The organism is Microvirga solisilvae, from assembly GCF_022808595.1.
Taxonomy (GTDB): Bacteria; Pseudomonadota; Alphaproteobacteria; order Rhizobiales; family Beijerinckiaceae; genus Microvirga; species Microvirga solisilvae.
In genome coordinates this window covers 625,453-645,317 of the sequence record NZ_JAKUCN010000001.1, presented here as the reverse complement: position 1 = coordinate 645,317, position 19,865 = coordinate 625,453, and the positions used below count along the sequence as shown (strand labels likewise).

The 19,865-nt window shown below is 59.8% G+C and carries 18 protein-coding genes; 14 read left to right on the top strand and 4 right to left on the bottom strand.

The genetic code is table 11. The annotated features are described in order from the left end of the window. Window positions 1-9: 9 nt before the first annotated feature. Window positions 10-1,017 carry a 2-hydroxyacid dehydrogenase gene (locus tag MJ639_RS03150; protein WP_243368659.1) on the top strand — a complete coding sequence of 336 codons (1,008 nt, stop codon included), beginning with the start codon at window positions 10-12 and terminating at the stop codon, window positions 1,015-1,017. A 27-nt stretch (window positions 1,018-1,044) separates the two neighbouring features. Here MJ639_RS03150 and MJ639_RS03145 read toward each other — a convergent pair whose 3' ends face one another. Then, window positions 1,045-1,326, bottom strand: a complete 282-nt coding sequence (locus MJ639_RS03145; protein WP_243368658.1) for a hypothetical protein — start codon at window positions 1,324-1,326, stop codon at window positions 1,045-1,047. A gap of 193 nt (window positions 1,327-1,519) precedes the next feature. Between MJ639_RS03145 and MJ639_RS03140 the strand changes: the two genes are divergently transcribed. Continuing rightward, window positions 1,520-1,708 carry a hypothetical protein gene (locus MJ639_RS03140; protein WP_243368656.1) on the top strand — a complete coding sequence of 63 codons (189 nt, stop codon included), beginning with the start codon at window positions 1,520-1,522 and terminating at the stop codon, window positions 1,706-1,708. 66 nt (window positions 1,709-1,774) lie between these two features. Here MJ639_RS03140 and MJ639_RS03135 read toward each other — a convergent pair whose 3' ends face one another. Then, window positions 1,775-2,713, bottom strand: coding sequence for a dihydrodipicolinate synthase family protein (locus tag MJ639_RS03135; protein ID WP_243368654.1), 939 nt, complete (start codon window positions 2,711-2,713; stop codon window positions 1,775-1,777). 37 nt (window positions 2,714-2,750) lie between these two features. Continuing rightward, window positions 2,751-4,484, bottom strand: a complete 1,734-nt coding sequence (locus tag MJ639_RS03130; protein WP_243368652.1) for an IlvD/Edd family dehydratase — start codon at window positions 4,482-4,484, stop codon at window positions 2,751-2,753. Between the two features lie 157 nt (window positions 4,485-4,641). Between MJ639_RS03130 and ytfQ the strand changes: the two genes are divergently transcribed. The 10 genes from ytfQ to MJ639_RS03080 all read left to right on the top strand — a co-directional run bounded on the left by ytfQ (window position 4,642) and on the right by MJ639_RS03080 (window position 16,511). Continuing rightward, window positions 4,642-5,604, top strand: a complete 963-nt coding sequence (ytfQ, locus tag MJ639_RS03125) for a galactofuranose ABC transporter, galactofuranose-binding protein YtfQ (protein WP_279306475.1) — start codon at window positions 4,642-4,644, stop codon at window positions 5,602-5,604. Between the two features lie 90 nt (window positions 5,605-5,694). Further along, entirely contained in the window at window positions 5,695-7,206 is a 1,512-nt protein-coding gene (gene ytfR / locus MJ639_RS03120) for a galactofuranose ABC transporter, ATP-binding protein YtfR (protein ID WP_243368650.1), read from the top strand. Beyond that, on the top strand, window positions 7,203-8,210 hold the full coding sequence (gene ytfT / locus MJ639_RS03115; protein ID WP_243368648.1) for a galactofuranose ABC transporter, ATP-binding protein YtfT: 1,008 nt from the start codon (window positions 7,203-7,205) through the stop codon (window positions 8,208-8,210). Before ytfR ends, ytfT begins: the two co-directional genes overlap by 4 nt. Further along, entirely contained in the window at window positions 8,210-9,166 is a 957-nt protein-coding gene (gene yjfF / locus MJ639_RS03110; protein ID WP_243368646.1) for a galactofuranose ABC transporter, permease protein YjfF, read from the top strand. Before ytfT ends, yjfF begins: the two co-directional genes overlap by 1 nt. A gap of 18 nt (window positions 9,167-9,184) precedes the next feature. Further along, window positions 9,185-9,958 (top strand): FadR/GntR family transcriptional regulator, encoded by a 774-nt coding sequence (locus MJ639_RS03105; protein ID WP_243368644.1) that lies wholly within the window; start codon window positions 9,185-9,187, stop codon window positions 9,956-9,958. Between the two features lie 290 nt (window positions 9,959-10,248). Next, window positions 10,249-11,313 carry a multiple monosaccharide ABC transporter substrate-binding protein gene (gene chvE / locus MJ639_RS03100; RefSeq protein ID WP_243369025.1) on the top strand — a complete coding sequence of 355 codons (1,065 nt, stop codon included), beginning with the start codon at window positions 10,249-10,251 and terminating at the stop codon, window positions 11,311-11,313. A 100-nt stretch (window positions 11,314-11,413) separates the two neighbouring features. Beyond that, window positions 11,414-12,943, top strand: coding sequence for a multiple monosaccharide ABC transporter ATP-binding protein (gene mmsA, locus MJ639_RS03095; RefSeq protein ID WP_243368642.1), 1,530 nt, complete (start codon window positions 11,414-11,416; stop codon window positions 12,941-12,943). 64 nt (window positions 12,944-13,007) lie between these two features. Continuing rightward, on the top strand, window positions 13,008-14,144 hold the full coding sequence (gene mmsB, locus MJ639_RS03090; protein ID WP_423790752.1) for a multiple monosaccharide ABC transporter permease: 1,137 nt from the start codon (window positions 13,008-13,010) through the stop codon (window positions 14,142-14,144). A 105-nt stretch (window positions 14,145-14,249) separates the two neighbouring features. Then, a complete protein-coding gene (locus MJ639_RS03085) occupies window positions 14,250-15,731 on the top strand; it encodes an aldehyde dehydrogenase family protein (protein ID WP_423790744.1) in 1,482 nt (493 codons plus the stop codon). Between the two features lie 27 nt (window positions 15,732-15,758). Then, complete coding sequence (locus tag MJ639_RS03080) at window positions 15,759-16,511, top strand: SDR family NAD(P)-dependent oxidoreductase (protein WP_243368636.1); 753 nt, start codon at window positions 15,759-15,761, stop codon at window positions 16,509-16,511. A 97-nt stretch (window positions 16,512-16,608) separates the two neighbouring features. Here the strand turns inward: MJ639_RS03080 and MJ639_RS03075 are convergent, their stop codons facing one another. Further along, window positions 16,609-17,808, bottom strand: a complete 1,200-nt coding sequence (locus tag MJ639_RS03075; RefSeq protein WP_243368634.1) for a mandelate racemase/muconate lactonizing enzyme family protein — start codon at window positions 17,806-17,808, stop codon at window positions 16,609-16,611. Between the two features lie 276 nt (window positions 17,809-18,084). Here MJ639_RS03075 and MJ639_RS03070 point away from each other — a divergent pair, with 276 nt between their 5' ends. Both MJ639_RS03070 and MJ639_RS03065 read left to right on the top strand, forming a co-directional pair. After that, window positions 18,085-18,582, top strand: a complete 498-nt coding sequence (locus tag MJ639_RS03070; RefSeq protein ID WP_243368632.1) for a TRAP transporter small permease — start codon at window positions 18,085-18,087, stop codon at window positions 18,580-18,582. Then, a complete protein-coding gene (locus MJ639_RS03065) occupies window positions 18,579-19,862 on the top strand; it encodes a TRAP transporter large permease subunit (protein ID WP_243368630.1) in 1,284 nt (427 codons plus the stop codon). The genes MJ639_RS03070 and MJ639_RS03065 overlap by 4 nt, the downstream gene beginning before the upstream one ends. Window positions 19,863-19,865: the final 3 nt, after the last annotated feature.

The following is a 19,865-nucleotide window of genomic DNA, read 5'->3' as shown; positions in this document are numbered from 1 at the left end:
AGAACCAGCGTGCAGATCGCAGTCTTCAGCACCAAGCCCTATGACCGGCGGTTCCTGGATGCGGCGAGCGCCGGAACCGGACACCGTTTGACTTATTTCGAGGCGCGGCTCTCCCGTGAGACCTGCGACCTTGCTGCCGGCGCGGATGCCGTCTGCGCTTTCGTCAACGACGAGGTGACGGCCGACGTGCTGGAGAACCTCGCCTCCAAGGGCATCAAGCTGGTTGCCCTTCGCTCAGCCGGCTTCAACAATGTCGACCTGACTGCTGCAAAAAGGTTTGGAATCACCATCGCGCGCGTCCCTGCCTATTCGCCCCATGCGGTGGCCGAACATACGCTCGCGCTCATTCTCGCGCTCAATCGCAAGACGCACCGAGCCTATAATCGCATCCGCGAGGGCAATTTCGCTCTCGAAGGTCTTCTCGGCTTCGATCTTGCGGGCAAGACGGTTGGTGTGGTCGGCACCGGCAAGATCGGCGAGGTTGTATGCACGATTCTGGCCGGGTTCGGCTGCAAGGTCATCGCCCAGGATCCGTATCCGAACCCGGCCTGCGTCGCCATGGGCGTGACCTATATGAGCATGGACGAACTGTTCTCGATGTCAGACATCGTCACCCTGCATTGCCCTTTGACGCCCGAGACACGCCGCCTCGTCAATCACGACATGATCGGACGAATGAAGAAGGGCATGATGCTGATCAATACGAGCCGTGGCGCGGTTATCGACACCGAGGCGGTCGTGCATGGACTCAAGGAAGGGATCATCGGCTATCTCGGGCTCGACGTTTACGAGGAGGAGTCCGATCTTTTCTTCGAGGATCTTTCAGCCCGCTTCATCGACGATGATCTCTTTGCTCGATTGCTGACCTTCCCCAATGTGCTGATCACAGGCCATCAGGCTTTCTTCACCAAGGAAGCATTGGCTAGCATCGCCGAGACGACAATCGCCAACATCACATCCTTCGAGCAGACAGGGCAGACCAAGCACGAAGTTTCGATTGAGAAAATCGTGCGTTGATCGCAGTGGCACAGTCATCTTGGAGGCTTAGAGACGACAATCTCTCGCGATCTTTTTTTCTAGGATGGTGAGTTCCATGATGATAGGGGCGCATTGCTCGCGGTGCCGCTGCTGCAATTCCTGGATCAAGGCAACGTCTTCCGGCTCGGAAGTTGCGCTGGCCTTGGCCGCTTCGAGTTCCATTTCGAAGACGCAGCGGAGATCGGCCAATTCCGAGAGCAGGTCCTGCATCTGCGCCAGAAGGTCCGGTGAATAGATACGGCCTGTTGCGATCGCCGTTGAAACGTGGCGGTTGATCTGGGTCGTCATAGCATTCTCCCTCATGCTGTGGGTACCCGGAACTCAACTCTTTCGCATTAAAAGCAGAGCACTTTGGAAAAGATGGGGCACCTCAGCAGGACGAATTCGGCCCGTCGTAAGCTTGGCTTTCCGGCGCTGACGCCGATCAAGAAACCGCCTCGGTTCATGCGATAATCCTGATGCCAGAATACAGGAGGCGGCGATGTTCGGGTGGATCGTGCGGATCATCATGATTGTGGCGGGAACCGTGACGGGCCTGTTCCTCGCCAAGGATGCGCCCCTGTTCGGAACGGTGCAGACGATGGTGATGCTGCTTCTGTTGGCCCTCGCCGTCGCAGCCTTGGCTTTCTGGCCGGAGCGCTGGCGTTTCTGGCGGGGCAGGGTGCACTGAATAGAAAACAGCGCAGCAGATATTCCATCCGCCGCACTGTTTGTCATTTCATCAGATGTTCGAGCCTTATCGGCCCCAGCGGAGCACCATGGCATCCAGGCGGCGGGCGATCTCGATAAGGCCCTTGCGCGTCTCCGGGTGCAGCGGCTGAAGCGGATGGCGAACGGCTTCCGACTTGATCACGCCGCCTTCCTTCATCAGAGCCTTCGCGGCAGAGAGGCCGCATTGGCGGTTCTCGTAGTTAATGAGAGGCAGCCAGCGTTCATAGGCTGTGATGGCCTCGTCTCGATTTCCGGCGAAATAGGGATCGATGATCATGCGAATACCGTCCGGATAGGCGCCGCCTGTCATGGCTCCAGTGGCGCCAGCGTCGAGGTCCGCCATCAGAGTGATGGCTTCCTCACCGTCCCACGGACCTTCGATGGCATCGCCGCCGAGCGCGATCAGCTCACGCAGCTTGTTGGCCGTGCCCGCCACCTCGATCTTGAAATACGAAACATTGGCGATCTCCTTCGCCATCCGCGCCAGGAAGGCCGGTGACATGGAGGTGCCGGCCATCGGCGCATCCTGGATCATGATCGGGATATTGATCGCATCCGAAACCCGGCGGAAGAACTCGTAGATGCCACCTTCGGAGACGCGCAGTGTCGCGCCGAAGAAGGGCGGCATGATCATCACCATGGCCGCGCCCGCTGCTTCGGCCCGCTTCGAGCGGTCGGCACAGATGTCCGTAGAGAAATGGCTCGTGGTGACGATCACCGGGACGCGTCCGGCCACATGGTCGAGTACGGTGTGCATCACGGCATCGCGTTCCGCATCCGTGAGCAGGAACTGCTCCGAGAAATTGGCGAGGATGCAGATGCCGTCGGAACCGGCTTCGATCATGAAGTCGATAGCGCGCTTCTGCCCCTCGAGATCGAGCTGGCCGTTGTCGCTGAAGATGGTTGGAGCGACCGGGTAAACGCCGCGATAGGGGCGCACCGAGGATCTGCCGAGCGAGGACATGTTTTCTCCCTGAAATGACGTCTCTTGAATTTGGCTCTTAATGGTTGTCGCGTGGGACGGGCGCGCCGGTCTTTCCGACAAGGAAGTCAAGGTCCGCGCCTTTGTCGGCCTGCATCACGTGGTCCAAGTACATCTTCACGTAACCGCGCGTGGCGTGCGGCGCCGGCGGCGTCCAGGCAGCGCGGCGGCGATCCAGCTCTTCAGCCTCCACATGCAGGTGCAGGCTCCGAGCCGCAACATCCAAAGTGATCAGGTCGCCATTCTGCACCAGCGCCAGCGGACCGCCTGCGGCGGCTTCGGGAGCAACATGCAGGACGACGGTGCCATAGGCCGTACCGGACATGCGCGCATCCGAGATGCGGATCATATCGCGCACGCCCTTCTTCAGAAGCTTCTGGGGCAGGGGCATGTTGCCGACCTCGGCCATGCCGGGATAACCCTTCGGGCCGCAATTCTTGAGCACCATGATACAGGTCTCGTCGATGTCGAGGGTATCATCGTCGATCTGGTGGTGCAGCTCCTCAATGCTCTCGAAGACCACGGCGCGGCCCGTATGCTTCATGAGTTCGGGAGAAGCGGCAGACGGCTTGATGACCGCGCCGTTGGGCGCAAGATTGCCGCGCAGAATGGCGATGCCAGCCTCCGGCTTGAAGGGCTCCTCGAAGGTGGTGATGACTTCGCGGTTCCAGCACGGCGCGTCCTTCACGTTTTCCCAGATCGGCTTGCCGTTCACCGTGAGCGCATCCTTGTGCAGCAGCCCCCGCTCGCCGAGCGTGCGCAGAACGACAGGCAGGCCCCCCGCATAATAGAAATCTTCCATCAGGAAGCGGCCGGACGGCATCAGGTCGACAAGGCAATGGACGTCACGGCCCAGGCGGTCGAAATCGTCCAGTGTCAGCTCGATCCCGGCACGGCCCGCCATGGCGAGCAGGTGAACGACGGCATTGGTCGAACCGCCGATGGCGGCCAGCGTGCGGATGGCGTTCTCGAAAGCCTCGCGGGTCAACACTTTCGAGAGTGTGAGATCCTCATTGACCATCTCGACGATGCGGCGACCCGCCATGCGGGCGAGATGATTGCGGCGCGCATCCGCAGCGGGAATGGCGGCGTTTTCCGGCAGGCCGACGCCGAGTGCCTCCACCATGGAGGCCATGGTCGAACCGGTGCCCATGGTCATGCAATGGCCGGCTGAGCGGTTCATGCCGCCTTCCGCTTCGTGGAATTCCTGAAGGGTCACTTCGCCGGCGCGCAACTGCTCGCTCATTGAAATGATGTTGGTGCCGGAGCCGATATACTTGCCGCGATAGACACCGCGCAGCTGCGGCCCACCCGAGACACCAATGGTCGGCAGGTCGGCGGAAGCCGCGCCCATCAAAAGGGCAGGGGTGGTCTTGTCGCAGCCCATGAGCAGCACGACGCCATCGAGCGGATGGGCGCGGATGGCTTCCTCCACGTCCATGGCTGCAAGGTTGCGGAAGAGCATGGCGGTCGGGCGCATCGTCACCTCGCCGAGCGAGGAGACGGGGAATTCCAGCGGGAAGCCGCCTGCATCCAAAACGCCGTATTTTACATGCTCCGCGATGGTGCGGAAATGGGCGTTACAGGGCGTGAGCTCGGACCAGGTGTTGCAGATGCCGATGACGGGCCGGCCTTCGAACTGGTCTTGCGGGAAGCCGCTGTTCTTCAGGAAGGAGCGATAATAGAACCCCATCTTGTCCTGACGGCCGAACCAGGCTTGGCTTCGCAACTGCCGCTTCTTGTCTTCACTCATTTTTCTTACCCTAAAACAATCCGCAGCCTGCCCTGGACAACTCCCTGACTACGACTAACGTCGCATGGCCGCCATTTATTTGGCATATAATATGATAAATAGGCCGCTGTTAAGGCTGCTAAAGTCTAAAATCAAAGAATCCAGTGGGAGAAAACGCATGAAGGCTCGTCATCTTCTGACGACGATCGGTATGGCCACGCTGATGCTGTCGTCGGGCGCTGCTTACGCCCAAACCAAAATGACCGTGGGCTTTTCCCAGGTCGGATCCGAATCCGGCTGGCGGGCCGCGGAGACCAAGGTCTCCAAGATCGAGGCCGACAAGCGTGGCATCGATCTGAAGATTTCCGATGCCCAGCAGAAGCAGGAAAACCAGATCCGCGCCGTCCGCTCCTTTATCGCGCAGGGCGTGGACGCCATTCTTCTCGCGCCCGTGGTAGCGACCGGCTGGGATGCTGTGCTGAAAGAGGCCAAGGAAGCCAAGATCCCGGTCGTGCTGCTCGACCGCTCCATCGAGACGAAGGATGACACACTCTATCTGACCGCCGTGACCTCGGACACCGTCTATGAGGGCAAGGTGGCCGGCGAGTGGCTTGCCAAGGAGACCGGCGGCAAGTGCAACGTGGTCGAGCTCCAGGGGACTGTCGGCTCGAGCCCCGCGATCAACCGCAAGAAGGGCTTCGATCAGGTTGTTGCCGCCAATCCCGGCATGAAGATCGTTCGCACTCAGTCAGGCGACTTCACCCGCACCAAGGGTAAGGAAGTCATGGAGAGCTTCATCAAGGCCGAAGGTGGCGGCAAGAATATCTGCGCCGTCTATGCCCACAACGACGACATGGCCATCGGCGCGATCCAAGCCATCAAGGAAGCTGGCCTGAAGCCCGGCAAGGACATCAAGGTCGTTTCCATCGACGCCGTGCCGGACATCTTCAAGGCCATGGCTGACGGCGAAGCCAATGTGACCGTGGAACTCACGCCCAACATGGCAGGTCCGGCATTCGATGCGCTCGCCGCCTACAAGAAAGACGGCACGATGCCGAAGAAGTGGATTCAGACCGAGTCCAAGGTCTTCACTCCTGATACCGCGAAGGCCGAATACGAGAAGCGCAAGGAACTCTACTGATAGCTTCAACCCGGTGGCGGCAGGCGAGATCTCGCCTGCCGCTTCCTGTGTTCCGCCGCAAGCGGTTCATCATCGAAGGGGGAGAGGCTGATGCCGCTGTTGGACGAGCGTTCCGATCTGCTCGAGATCAAGGGACTCACGAAGGGATTTCCGGGCGTTCAGGCGCTGGACCAGGTGGATTTCACGCTCTATGCGGGCGAAATTCACGGCCTGTTAGGTGAGAACGGCGCCGGAAAGTCCACGCTGATCAAGGTGCTCACAGGCGTGTTCAAACGCGATGGCGGAACCATCCGCCTCGATGGTTTGGATATCGAAGCACGTGATCCGGCGGATGCGCTCGCGTTGGGCATCGGCACCGTCTATCAGGAGGTCAACCTCCTTCCCAATCTGTCAGTGGCCGAAAACCTTTTCATCGGTCGACAGCCGCATCGCTTCGGCCTTGTCCGCACAGGCGAGATGCGACGCCGCGCTGCGGAAATTCTCACTGCCTACGGTCTCGACATTAATGTCGCTGATCCGCTAGGCAGCTTCTCCGTGGCGGTTCAGCAGATTGTCGCTATCGCCCGCGCTGTCGATCTGTCCGCAAAGGTGCTGATCCTGGATGAGCCGACTGCGAGCCTCGATGCGCAGGAGGTGGAAACGCTGTTCCGAATCCTGAGGGATCTGAAGACGCAAGGGATCGGAATCGTCTTCGTCACGCATTTCCTCGATCAGGTTTACGCCGTCTGCGACCGCATCACGGTTCTGCGCAACGGACGCTTGGTCGGTTCCCGACCGACATCGGCCTTGCCGCGTATCGAGCTTGTTTCGATGATGCTCGGACGCGAGTTGGCGGAAGAGGCTCTTCATCGTAACCAACGCCCGGCCGTTACTGGAAATCCTGTGGTGTCCTTCAAGGATTACGGCAGACGTAGGCTCGTGGAGCCATTCAATCTCGAAGTCCGTCCCGGTGAAGTAGTGGGGCTTGCCGGCCTCCTCGGCTCCGGCCGCACGGAGACCGCCAAACTTGTCTTCGGCATCGAGAAAGCAGAGACAGGGCAAGCCTTCGTTGATGGCAAGCCCGTTCGCATCGCTTCGCCACGCGATGCCTCCCGCTTGAAGTTCGGCTTCACGCCTGAGGACCGCAAGACGGAAGGTATCGTCGCGGAGCTGTCGATCCGCGAAAACATTATCCTTGCTCTGCAGGCGCAACGCGGTTGGCTGCATCTTCTTCCGCGCCGCAAGCAGGAGGAGATCGCCAACCGGTTCATCAAGCTGCTCGATATCCGCACTCCCGACGCGGAGAAGCCGATCGGACTCCTGTCCGGCGGCAATCAGCAGAAAGCCCTGCTTGCCCGCTGGCTTGCCACGGAGCCTCGTTTCCTCATCCTCGACGAGCCGACGCGCGGCATCGATGTGGGGGCGCATGCGGAAATCATCCGCCTCATCGAGCGCCTTTGCGAGGACGGCCTTGCGCTTCTCGTGATCTCTTCCGAGCTCGAAGAAATCGCCTCTTATAGCGATAGGGTCGTGGTGTTGCGTGATCGCAAGCATGTGCGGGAGCTGTCCGGGGCAGAGGTCAGCGCGAATACCATCATGACGACGATTGCGAGCCATCAATGAGCAGCGTAGTGCAGGCCAGCGCCTCCCGTACTCTTCCCAAAGGACTGCCTCAGGTTGCAGCGCTCCTTGTCGTTCTGCTCGTCAACTGGTTGGTATTCCGCGATTTCTTCGCGATCCGCCTCCAGGATGGGCGTCTTTTCGGCAGTCTGATCGACGTGCTCAACCGTGGTGCTCCCGTCGCCATCCTGGCGTTGGGAATGACCCTCGTCATTGCCACGCGTGGCATCGATCTCTCAGTCGGCGCAGTAATGGCAATCGCCGGAGCCATGGCCGCCAGTATGACAGCGCAGGGCTATCCCTTGCCGGTGGCGCTCGCCGCCGCAGCCGGGATCGGCTTGGCCTGCGGGTTGTGGAACGGCATCCTCGTCGCCGTTCTCGAAATCCAGCCTTTCGTGGCGACCCTGATCCTGATGGTGGCGGGACGGGGTTTCGCGCAGCTCATCACTGAGGGGCAGATCATCACCTTCGTCAGTGAAGGGTTCGCCGCCATCGGAAGCGGATCGTTCCTCATGCTTCCCATGCCGGTGATCATTGCTCTCGTGATGCTGATCATGACGCATTTTGTCGTCCGTCATACGGCTCTAGGGCTCTTCATCGAGTCCATCGGGGCGAATGTCCGCTCGAGCGCTTATGCAGGCATCGGCACGAAGGCCGTCACCATCGCGGTCTATATGTGGTGCAGTCTCTGTGCTGCCATCGCAGGTCTGATCGTCACGGCCGACATTCGCGGAGCCGATGCCAATAATGCAGGTCTCTGGCTTGAGCTCGATGCCATTCTGGCTGTGGTCATCGGCGGTACGTCGCTTTTCGGCGGGCGTTTCAGCCTTGGTCTTTCGGTGGTGGGAGCGCTCATCATCCAGGCCATGAACACCGGCATCCTACTCAGCGGATATCCGCCCGAGTACAACCTGATCGTGAAGGCCATCGTTGTGCTGGCCGTGCTTCTGGCGCAGTCGCCCGTCCTGTCGGGACTGGGTGTCGTCTGGAAGAGGAGCAAGATCTGATGCGCCGCCACCTGCCAGTTCTGATCACCCTTGCCGTCTTCATCGCGGGCTACCTGATCTGCCTCGCGCAATTCCCGAGCTTTGCCTCGACGCGGGTCATCGGCAATCTTCTCACGGACAACGCCTTTCTCGGTATCGTCGCGGTAGGCATGACCTTCGTGATCCTGTCGGGCGGCATCGACCTGTCGGTGGGATCGGTCATTGCCTTCACCGGTGTCTTTCTGGCGGTCACCATCGAGCAACATGGGCTCAATACGTATGTGGCATTCGTGCTCATCCTGGGACTTGCGGCCCTGTTCGGGGCAGCGATGGGATTCCTGATCCATACCTTCCAGATCCCGGCCTTCATCGTGACGTTGGCCGGAATGTTCCTTGCGCGTGGCCTGTGCTTCGTGCTCACCACGGACTCGATCCCCATCAATGCTCCTGCCTACGGCCAGATCACGGACATCGCATTCTCGCTTCCAGGAGGAGGGCGCCTGACCTTCATCGCGCTGACCATGCTCGTGGTGGTCGCGATTGGCGTGGTCCTGGCGCATTTCACCCGTTTCGGGGCCAATGTTTACGCTCTGGGCGGCAACAGGACGTCCGCAGAATTGATGGGCGTGCCCGTGGGGAAGACCACGGTGAGGATCTACATGCTGTCCAGTTTTCTGGCGGCTTTGGCTGGAATCGTCTTTTCTTTTTACACCTCGGCAGGTTATTCCCTTGCAGCGACCGGGGTCGAGCTCGATACGATTGCGGCCGTCGTTATCGGCGGCACGCTTCTGACGGGCGGTTCCGGCACAATCATCGGCACGCTTGTCGGCGTGCTCATCCAGGGGTTGATCCAGACCTACATCACCTTTGAGGGAACCTTGAGTTCCTGGTGGACCAAGATTGCGATTGGCGCTCTGCTCTTCGCTTTCATCGTTCTTCAGAGAGGGCTGTCGGCGGCATCGATCCGGACAAGATAGAGGTTTCAAGAGCGCATCATGGTTTTGGCAAACGATCTCAAGAGGCCTGTAAGAACGCGATCCGCACATGATCTCGTCGCCCATGGGATTGGCCAGAACATCATGAAGGGACGTTTCCCCGTCGGCAGCATCCTGCCGGGAGATGCCGAACTCATGGAGCTGTTCGGGGTGTCGCGCACGGCTCTCCGCGAAGCGCTGAAAACCCTCGCCGCGAAAGGTCTTATCGAATCCAAGACCAAGGTCGGCACCAAGGTGCTGGATCGCAACAACTGGAACATGTTCGACTCCGACATTCTCGAGTGGCATCTTGAGATGGGGGTGGATGCCCAGTTCCTCGGCTGGCTCTTCGAGATCCGTCAGACGCTGGAGCCCTTCGCCTGCGCGACGGCGGCCCTTCGTCGGACCTCCAGGCAGCTTGAGATCATGCGCAAAGCTCTTGAAGCCATGTATGGATGCGCCACCAACCGGCAGGGCTTCACCAAGGCGGACCTGGCCTTTCATCAGGCCATCCTCGAAGCCTCGGGGAACCCGTTCCTGCAATCCATCGGTTCGGTGATCGGCGCCGCTTTGGCGACCTCCTTCACGATCAGCTCGCCCGTTTCCAGCGACGAGCGCTTCGACACGGTCATGAAGCAGCATCAGGCAGTATTCGATGCCATCGAGGAACAGGACCCGTCCGCTGCGAGCGAGGCCATGTCTGTTCTGATCATGCAGGCAGCGGAGCGGGTAAGGATCAAGCAGAGCGCGAGCACTCTGGCTACGATCCAGACGCATGCGTTCTCCGGCATCTGAACTCTAGTTTCATCCGTCTAAGCTCTGGATAAAACGGGGTGGAGCGGCTTCTCCCACCCAAAATAGTATTATAGTATTATTGGGCGATCGGGCGCATGGGCTTAACGATCCCAGCGCCTGAGATGCAGCTGAAAAAGGGCTTCTGTAGAAGCCTCTCTCAGGACGCCCGTGCTTCGACGTTGCTGCCCCGCTGTGACGAGTAGCCCGCCTAGGCCCGCCGCGTAGGAACTCTAGATATGAGCCGGCACAACCAGAATGGCCCGGCCATCGGATCGAAAGGGAGAACGACCTTGAGGACGATTACGACGACTATCGCAGCGCTGGCTCTCGGAGCGACCAGTCTGCTCACCCCGGCTTTTGCGCAGGACAAGGCTACCGTCGGCGTGGCCATGCCCACCAAGTCATCCGCACGCTGGATCGACGACGGCAACAACATGGTCAAGGTGCTCAAAGAGAAGGGCTATAACGTCGACCTTCAATATGCTGAAGACGACATCCCGAACCAGCTTTCCCAGATCGAGAACATGATCACGAAGGGCGCCAAGGTGCTCGTGATCGCCTCCATCGACGGCACGACCCTGTCGGACGCGCTGCAGCAGGCAGCCGATAAGGGTATCAAGGTCATCGCCTATGACCGCTTGATCCGTAACTCGAAGAACGTTGATTACTACGCTACCTTCGACAACTTCCAGGTAGGCGTTCTCCAAGGCGGCTACATCGAGAAGGCTCTCGGCCTGAAGGAGGGCAAGGGTCCGTTCAATATCGAGCTCTTCGGCGGCTCGCCCGACGACAACAACGCCTACTTCTTCTACAACGGCGCCATGTCGGTTCTCGACCCGTATATCAAGAGCGGCAAGCTCAAGGTGCTCAGCGGACAGACGGGCATGGACAAGGTTTCGACCCTGCGTTGGGACGGCGCTGTCGCCCAGGCCCGCATGGATAACCTGCTCTCGGCCTATTACACCGACAAGCGCGTCGACGCGGTTCTCTCGCCTTACGATGGCCTGAGCATCGGCATCATCTCCTCGCTCAAGGGCGTCGGCTACGGCACGCCCAAGCAGCCCATGCCGGTGATCACCGGACAGGACGCCGAGGTTCCCTCCGTCAAGTCGATCCTCGCCAAGGAACAGACCTCGACCGTGTTCAAGGACACCCGCGAACTCGCCAAGGTGACGGCCAACATGGTGGACGCCGTTCTGTCGGGCAAGCAGCCCGAGGTGAACGACACGAAGACCTACGAGAACGGCGTGAAGACCGTTCCTGCCTATCTGCTGAAGCCGGTGAGCGTCGATGCTTCCAACTGGAAGGAAGTTCTGGTCGGCAGCGGCTACTACAAGGAAGATCAGTTCAAGTAAGACTTGAACGGGAGACGGACCCTGCGCAATCCGCGCAGGGTCCTTACTCATTTCTGGACGGGCTTATGGGCCCGTCCTCGAGTTGCCTGAGGTTTCCAAGATGAATGCGATCCTTGAAATGCGAGGGATCACGAAGACGTTTCCGGGCGTGAAGGCGCTCGACAACGTCAACATCACCGTCAAGGCCGGTGAGATCCATGCATTGGTGGGCGAGAACGGGGCCGGAAAATCGACCCTGATGAAGGTTCTGAGCGGCGTCTATCCGCACGGATCCTATTCCGGCGAGATCGTGTATGAGGGCCAGGAGCGGCGCTTCAAGGACATCGCCGACAGCGAAGAACTTGGTATCATCATCATTCACCAGGAGCTGGCCCTTGTGCCGCTCCTGTCGATTGCGGAAAACATCTTCCTCGGCAATGAGCAGGCCACATACGGCGTCATCGATTGGTCGGTGGCCTTCGCGCGGACGAAGCAGCTTCTCAAGATGGTGGGCTTGAACGAGTCTCCCGAGACGCTCGTCACTAATATCGGCGTCGGCAAGCAACAGCTCGTGGAGATTGCCAAGGCTCTCTCCAAGAAGGTCAAGCTGCTGATCCTGGACGAGCCGACCGCGAGCCTGAACGAGAAGGACAGCGACGCGCTCCTGAATCTTCTCCTGCAGTTCAAGGCGCAAGGCATTTCCTCCATCCTGATCTCGCACAAGCTCAACGAGATCACGAAGGTTGCGGATTCCATCACGGTTCTGCGCGATGGAACGACGGTGGAGACGCTGGATTGCCATGCGGGCGAGATCAGCGAGGACCGGATCATCCGTGGCATGGTGGGCCGCACCATGGCTGACCGCTATCCGAAACGGCAATCCAGGATCGGCAAGACGATCTTCCAGGTCGAGAACTGGTCGACCTATCATCCGCTGCACTCCAACGTTCAGGTGGTCAAGAACGTCAACCTGAACATCCGGCGTGGCGAGATCGTCGGCATTGCCGGCCTCATGGGGGCAGGGCGCACCGAGTTCGCCATGAGCCTCTTCGGCCGCAGCTACGGCCAGCACACCTCAGGCCGCGTTCTTCTGCACGGCAAGGAGATCGACGTGAGTTCGGTCGAAAAGGCAGTAGGAAACGGGATCGCCTATGCCACCGAGGACCGCAAGACCTATGGCCTCGTCCTGGAAGAGGACATCCGCAAGAACATCTCGCTCGCCAATCTCAAAGGCGTGGCCAAGAACTTCGTCATCGACGACATTCGCGAACTGGCCGTCGCCAACGATTATCGCGGCAAGATGCGCATCCGCTCGCCCAACGTCTTCCAGGAAACGGTGAACCTCTCCGGCGGAAACCAGCAGAAGGTGGTGTTGAGCAAATGGCTCTTCTCCAACCCGGAAATCCTCATTCTGGACGAGCCGACCCGCGGCATTGACGTGGGCGCGAAGTACGAAATCTACACGATCATCAATGGCCTGGCAGATGCCGGAAAGGGCGTTCTCATGATCTCGTCGGAAATGCCGGAACTACTCGGCATGTGCGACAGGATCTACGTGATGAACGAGGGCTCCCTGATTGCCGAGCTCGATGTGGCCGAGGCCTCGCAGGAAAAGATCATGCACGCTATCGTTAAGTCGGGGAGACGCTGAGATGGATACGAGAACCGCTGACGAGGTCCACGTTCCCCAGCAGAAGACATCGTGGCTGGAGTTCATGAAGACCCACTTCCGCGACTACGGCATGTTGCTCGCCCTTCTGGCGATCATGGCGTTCTTCCAGGTCGCGACGGACGGCACGCTGCTGCGCCCGCTCAACATGACGAACCTCGTGCTGCAGAACAGCTACATCGTTATCATGGCGTTGGGCATGCTCCTCGTGATCGTGGCCGGTCATATCGATCTGTCGGTTGGCTCCATCGTCGGCTTCGTGGGAGGCCTGGCGGCCATCATGATGGTGAGATGGGGTTTCGATCCCGTGACGACGACCATCGCCTGCCTGATTGTCGGCGGCCTCATCGGCGCGGCTCAGGGTTACTGGGTCGCTTACTTCAAGGTTCCATCCTTCATCGTGACGCTTGCAGGCATGCTCGTGTTCAAGGGCCTTACGCTGGCCCTTCTCGGCGGCATGTCGGTCGGTCCGTTCCCTGTTGTGTTCCAGCGCCTCAGCTCCGGCTTCATCCCGGATTTCTTCGGCGGCGAGGGCTTCAACTACACGTCGCTCTTCATCGGCGTCGCGAGCGTGATCGCAATCGTCTATTTCAGCGTGCGCAGCCGCGCCAATCAGCTGAAACATGACGTGGAGACGGCGCCTTTCGGTCTCTTCGTGGCGAAGAACGCGCTGCTGGCCCTTTTCATCGTGGCCTTCTGCTACCTGATGGCGACCTATCGCGGCCTGCCGAACGTGCTCGTCATCATGGCAGCGCTGATTGTCTTGTACGCCTTCGTGACGAACCGCACGACCATCGGCCGACGCATTTATGCCCTGGGCGGCAATGAGAAGGCAGCGCGGCTCTCCGGCATCAAGACCGAACGCCTAACCTTCCTGACCTTCGTGAACATGGGTGTGCTGGCTGGCCTTGCCGGCCTCATCTTCGCGGCCCGCCTGAACACGGCAACGCCGAAGGCCGGCCTTGGCTTCGAGCTGGACGTGATCGCGGCGGTCTTCATCGGCGGCGCCTCTGCCACGGGCGGTGTCGGCAAGGTCACGGGTGCCGTGATCGGCGCCTTTGTCATGGGCGTCATGAACAACGGCATGTCGATCCTCGGCATCGGCATCGACTACCAGCAGGTCATCAAGGGGCTTGTGCTGCTCGCAGCCGTGTCTCTCGACGTCTACAACCGAAAGAAGTAACAAGAAGCCCGCATCAGAACGCTGGAGCTTCGGCTCCGGGTGAGCGGCTAGAGAGCCGTGCTGCCGAAGGGCAGGACGAGCCAAAGCCAGCAATGGAATGGAGAAATGCTGATGACCAAGAACTACATTGCCGGCGAATGGGTCGCCGCATCCGAAGCTGCGCCGAATCTCAACCCATCCAACACCAACGATGTGATCGGTGATTTCGCCCGTGCCTCGGCTGCCGAGGCCCAGACTGCCATCGATGCCGCTTACGCCGCTTTTCCGGCCTGGTCGCATTCCTCCATCCAGCAGCGCCACGACATCCTCAAGGCCGTCGGAGACGAGATCCTCGCCCGCAAGGAAGAGCTTGGACGCCTGCTCTCCCGCGAGGAAGGCAAGACTCTCCCGGAAGGTATCGGTGAGGTCACCCGCGCGGGTCAGATCTTCCAGTTCTTCGCTGGCGAATGCCTGCGCTTGGCGGGCGAGAAGCTGCCTTCTGTTCGCCCGGCCGTCGACGTTGAGATCACCCGCGAGCCGGTAGGCGTGATCGGCCTCATCACCCCCTGGAACTTCCCGATCGCCATTCCGGCCTGGAAAATCGCTCCGGCGCTCGCTTACGGCAATACGGTAGTGTTCAAGCCTGCCGAGCTGGTTCCGGCTTCCGCTCATGCGCTCTCCGAGATCATCATCCGTGCCGGTGTGCCTGCGGGCGTGTTCAACCTTGTCATGGGCAAGGGCTCGGTGGTCGGCGAAGCCATGCTGCAGAGCCCGAAGGTATCCGCCATCTCCTTCACCGGCTCGGTGCCGACAGGACGTCGGGTGGCCATGAGCGCCATCACGGCAGACCCGATGAAGAAGATTCAGCTCGAGATGGGCGGCAAGAATCCCATGGTCGTGCTCGACGATGCCGATCTCAAGGTTGCCGTGGAATGCGCCGTCAACAGCGCGTTCTTCTCCACCGGCCAGCGCTGCACAGCCTCGTCGCGTCTGATCGTGACGGAGGGAATTCACGACAAATTCGTGGCGGCCATGCAGGAGCGCATGAAAGGTCTCGTGATCGATGATGCTCTCAAGAGCGGCACGCATATCGGCCCCGTGGTGGATCAGAGTCAGCTCGATCAGGATCTCAAGTATATCAAGATCGGCCAGGAAGAGGGCGCCAAGCTAGCGGCTGGCGGCGAGCTTCTGAAGCGCGACGCCCCCGGCTTCTACCTCTCGCCGGCCCTGTTCACGGAAGTCGACAACACGATGCGTGTGGCCCGCGAGGAGATTTTCGGCCCCGTGGCAACCGTCATCCGCGCCAAGGATTACGATGAGGCGCTGGAATTCGCCAACGATACGCCGTTCGGCCTGTCCTCTGGCATTTGTACCACGAGCCTGAAATATGCGGGGCACTTCAAGCGCCATGCGGAAGCCGGCATGGTGATGGTGAACCTGCCGACCGCAGGCGTGGACTATCACGTGCCGTTCGGCGGTCGCAAAGGCTCGTCCTATGGTCCGCGCGAGCAGGGGCGCTACGCGCAGGAATTCTACACCACGGTCAAGACAGCCTATGTTTTCGACGGCAATGGTCCTTACGTGCCGAAGACCAAGGGCAGCGAATAATTCGGTTCAAGAGCAAACGAGACATCCATGGCTGAAACGATTTACAGCTCGCTGAAGGGCAAGACGGTTCTCATCACCGGCGGCGCCAGCGGCATCGGCGAGAGCATCGCGCGTAACTTCCATACTCAGGGCAGCAAGGTCGCCATCCTGGACTTCAATGCGGAAGCGGGCCTGGCTTTGGCGAAAGAGCTCGGGGAGCGCGTGCATTTCGAACACAACGATGTGCGCGACATCCCGGCGCTTCAGGCCGCAATCCGACGCGCCAGCGAGGTGCTTGGCCCCATTACGATCCTCATCAACAATGCGGCCCGTGACGACCGTCACACCATCGATCAGGTGACGCCGGAATACTGGCGCGAGCGTTTTGCCACGAACCTCGACCACCAGTTTTTTGCGGCCCAGGCTGTTCTGCCGGATATGGAGAAGGCAGGCGGCGGCTCCATCATCAACATGGGCTCTACGAGCTACATGGTGAGTGACGATTCCTTTGCAGCCTACAAGACGGCGAAGTCCGCTTCGGTTGGTCTTACACGCGCTCTTGCCCGCGAGCTTGGCCCGAAGAATATCCGCGTGAACTGCCTCGTGCCGGGCTGGATCATGACCCAACGCCAGATCGATCTGTGGCTCACGCCTGAAAGCGAGCAGGAATTGCTGAAGCGCCAATGCGTGAAACGCAAGCTCGTGCCGCAGGACATCGCCAACATGGCGCTATTCCTGGGCTCGGATGCTTCCAGCGCCATGTCGGCCCAGACCTACCTCGTGGACGGCGGCTGGGTTTAAAGACGGCTGACAATTTCATGCTTGAGGCCGGCACCTTCCCGCCGGCCTTTTCTTTTTCGATCGCTCTAGTGAAGCGTTCGTCTTGTCTGGGATGCGCTCAAGCGGCTCCGGAGATTCTCATGATGGCATCCGGTCGCTTCCAAAGCTCAGGCAAGAGTTCCAAGCCGAGCCCCGGCTGCATGTTGACCGTGGCCTCTCCCTTCTCGACCGTTGGTAGGTCGGTCACGAGTTCGGTATACCAGCCGGTATAAAAAGCGCGCACGCTTTCCTGGATCAGCGCGTTGCGGGCATGAAGCGAAAAGTGGCAGGACGCGGCATAAACCACGGGGCCGGTGCAGTCATGCGGTGCGACGGGGACATGCCAGGCTTCGGCAAGAGCTGCGATTTTCCGCGCCTCCGTCAGGCCGCCGCACCATGACAGATCGAGCATGACCACGCCTGCGACACCGGTTTCGAGATACTCGCGGAAGGCATGCGTATAGGACAAGGTTTCGGAAGCGCAGACCCAGGCTTTGGAATGCCGCGCGTATTCCTTCAGGTCGCCGACATTATCCAGACGGAAGGGATCCTCGTGCCAATAGGTATCGAATTCGGCCAGAGAAGCGGCGAGCTTCTTCGCCATGGGCAGGCTCCACAGGGAGTGGAACTCGACCATGATATCCATCTTGTCGCCGACAGCCTTTCGGATCTTGGTGAAAGGCTCAAGCGCGGTCCGCAGTTCGTCCGGTGAGATGTCGTAGCCGTGGCTGCGTTCGGCTGCGACATCGAATGGCCAGATCTTCATGCCCGTAATGCCCTGTTCCAGCAGAGAATGGGCGAGATCGTCCGCATGATGGAGGAAGGCTTCCAGATCCTCGTAATCTCCCTCCACCTGGCCGATGCCCCAGTTCGCGACCTTCTGAGCCCGGCTGTCACGGATATACCGATAACCGGCACAGGTGTTGTAGACGCGGATCCTGTCCCGCGAGCGGCCGCCGAGCATATCGCAGATTGGCTTTCCATGAGCTTTGCCGAAGAGATCCCACAGGGCGATGTCGATGGCCGAGTTGCCTCGTGTTTCCACGCCGGCCGAGCGCCAGCCGAGATAGTTCTGGAGATCGCGATTGATGCCTTCGATCTGAAGCGGATCGCGGCCGATCAGCTTGGCCGCCGCCGTCTCGTGGATATAGGCCTCGACAGCGGCAGCACCCATGAAGGTTTCGCCAAGCCCGATGAGGCCCTCATCCGTATGGATGCGAACCCAGATGATGTTGGCAAATTCCTGAAGACGCAGAGTCTCGATCTGGGTGATTTTCATCGCGGCCTCCTGTGGTCATATCTCCGATATGCGCGCCGGATCAGCGATATCTACGGAATGCCATGAGGGTCGGCACTATTCATAAGTATAATATGTAACACTAATTCAGGTTTGTGGACCTCGCCGAACCGAGACCTATTTCCGCTTCCGGTTGCCGGAAAACGCGCAAGCAAAAAGCGCCTCGGTGAACAGAACAATGGCTCATGAAACAGGCCAGGTCGGGGAGGATACGTGAGCAGGATAGGGACCTTCTTCTTCAAAAGTCTGGAAGGCCTGATGGTCCTCCTATTGGCCTGCATGGTCGTCATGGTTTTCGGTAATGTCGTCCTGCGTTACCTTTTCGATACGGGGATCGATGTTTCCGAGGAGCTCTCCCGTTTCTTCTTCGTCTGGCTGACCTTCATCGGCGCCGTCGTGGTCGGACGCGAGAACGCGCATCTCGGCGTCGAGACGCTGGTGGCGAGGCTGGGCGTCAATGGGCGCAAGGCCTGCATGGTGCTCTCAGACATCTTCGTCATCATCTGCTGCGCCGTCTTTTTCTGGGGCACATGGCTGCAGGCCGAGATCAATGCCACGAATTACGCTCCGATCACCGAAATCTCCATGCTCTGGATCTATGGCGTCGGATATTTCACGAGCCTTGGCCTAGGGATCATGGCCCTCATTCGGATTGCTCGCGTGCTGACGGGACGTATCAGCGAACGAGAGCTTCGCGCCTTCGCCGGGGATTACAGCGACGATGAAGCCCATGCCCTGAGGGAGCGCCTCGAGTGACCATTGTCGTCTTCCTCGTCTCCCTTTTAGGGGCCATGGCGCTGGGTATGCCCATCGCTTTTGCTCTCATCGTTTGCGCATTGGCGCTCATGCTCTGGCTCGGCAACTTTGACAGCCAGATCGTGGCGCAGAACATGATCATCGGCGCCGACAACTTTCAGCTTCTGGCTGTGCCGTTTTTCCTACTCGCCGGCGAGCTGATGAATGTTGGCGGCCTTTCGAAACGGATCGTCAATTTTGCCCTGGCATGCCTCGGGCATATTCATGGCGGGCTCGGCTATGTGGCAATCGTCGCCGCTCTGATCCTGGCAGCCTTGTCAGGGTCGGCAGCAGCCGATACGGCGGCCCTGGCGGCCATCTTGATCCCGATGATGCGCAATGCCGGCTACGACATTCCGCGCTCCGCTGGCCTCATTGCGGCAGGCGGCATCATCGCACCCGTCATCCCGCCGTCCATCGGCTTCATCATCTTCGGCGTTGCGGCCAATGTATCGATCTCCCAGCTGTTTCTGGCAGGTGTCGCTCCCGGTCTGATGATGGGTCTGGCGCTGGTTGCTGCTTGGTGGGTCGTCAGCCGGAGGGACAAGCTGAAGACCTTTCCGCGAACGACTATGCGAGAACGTGGAAAAGCCTTCGTCGATGGCTTCTTCGCCCTGCTGATGCCGGTGATGATCCTGGGCGGCATCAAGTGGGGTATCGTCACGCCGACGGAAGCAGCCGTGCTCGCGGCGGTCTATGCGCTCATCGTCGGCATGTTCGTGTATCGGGAACTCAAGCCATCCATGCTCTACGGCGTCTTCCTGACCGCTGCGAAGACGACCGCCGTCGTGATGTTTCTTGTGGCTTCGGCGCTGGTGTCCGCCTGGCTCATCACCCAGGCGAATATTCCGGCGGAGATCAGCACTTTCATCGAGCCTCTCATGGGCAACAAGACCCTGCTCATGTTTGCTCTGATGTTCCTGGTCGTGATCGTGGGTACTGCCCTCGATTTCTCGCCGACAGTGCTGATCCTGACACCGGTTCTCATGCCTATCGTCAAGCAGGCTGGGATCGATCCTGTCTATTTCGGCGTCCTGTTCATCATCAACAACGCCATCGGGCTTATTACACCGCCCGTGGGCATCGTGCTCAATGTGGTGAGTGGCGTTGCCCGTGTCCCGATGGGAGCTGTCATCAAAGGGGTCAATCCCTTCCTGATCGCGCAGCTCATCGTGCTCGTCCTGCTCATCATCTTCCCCGACCTCGTGATGGTGCCCCTGTCATGGCTGCGGGGACGATGAGCA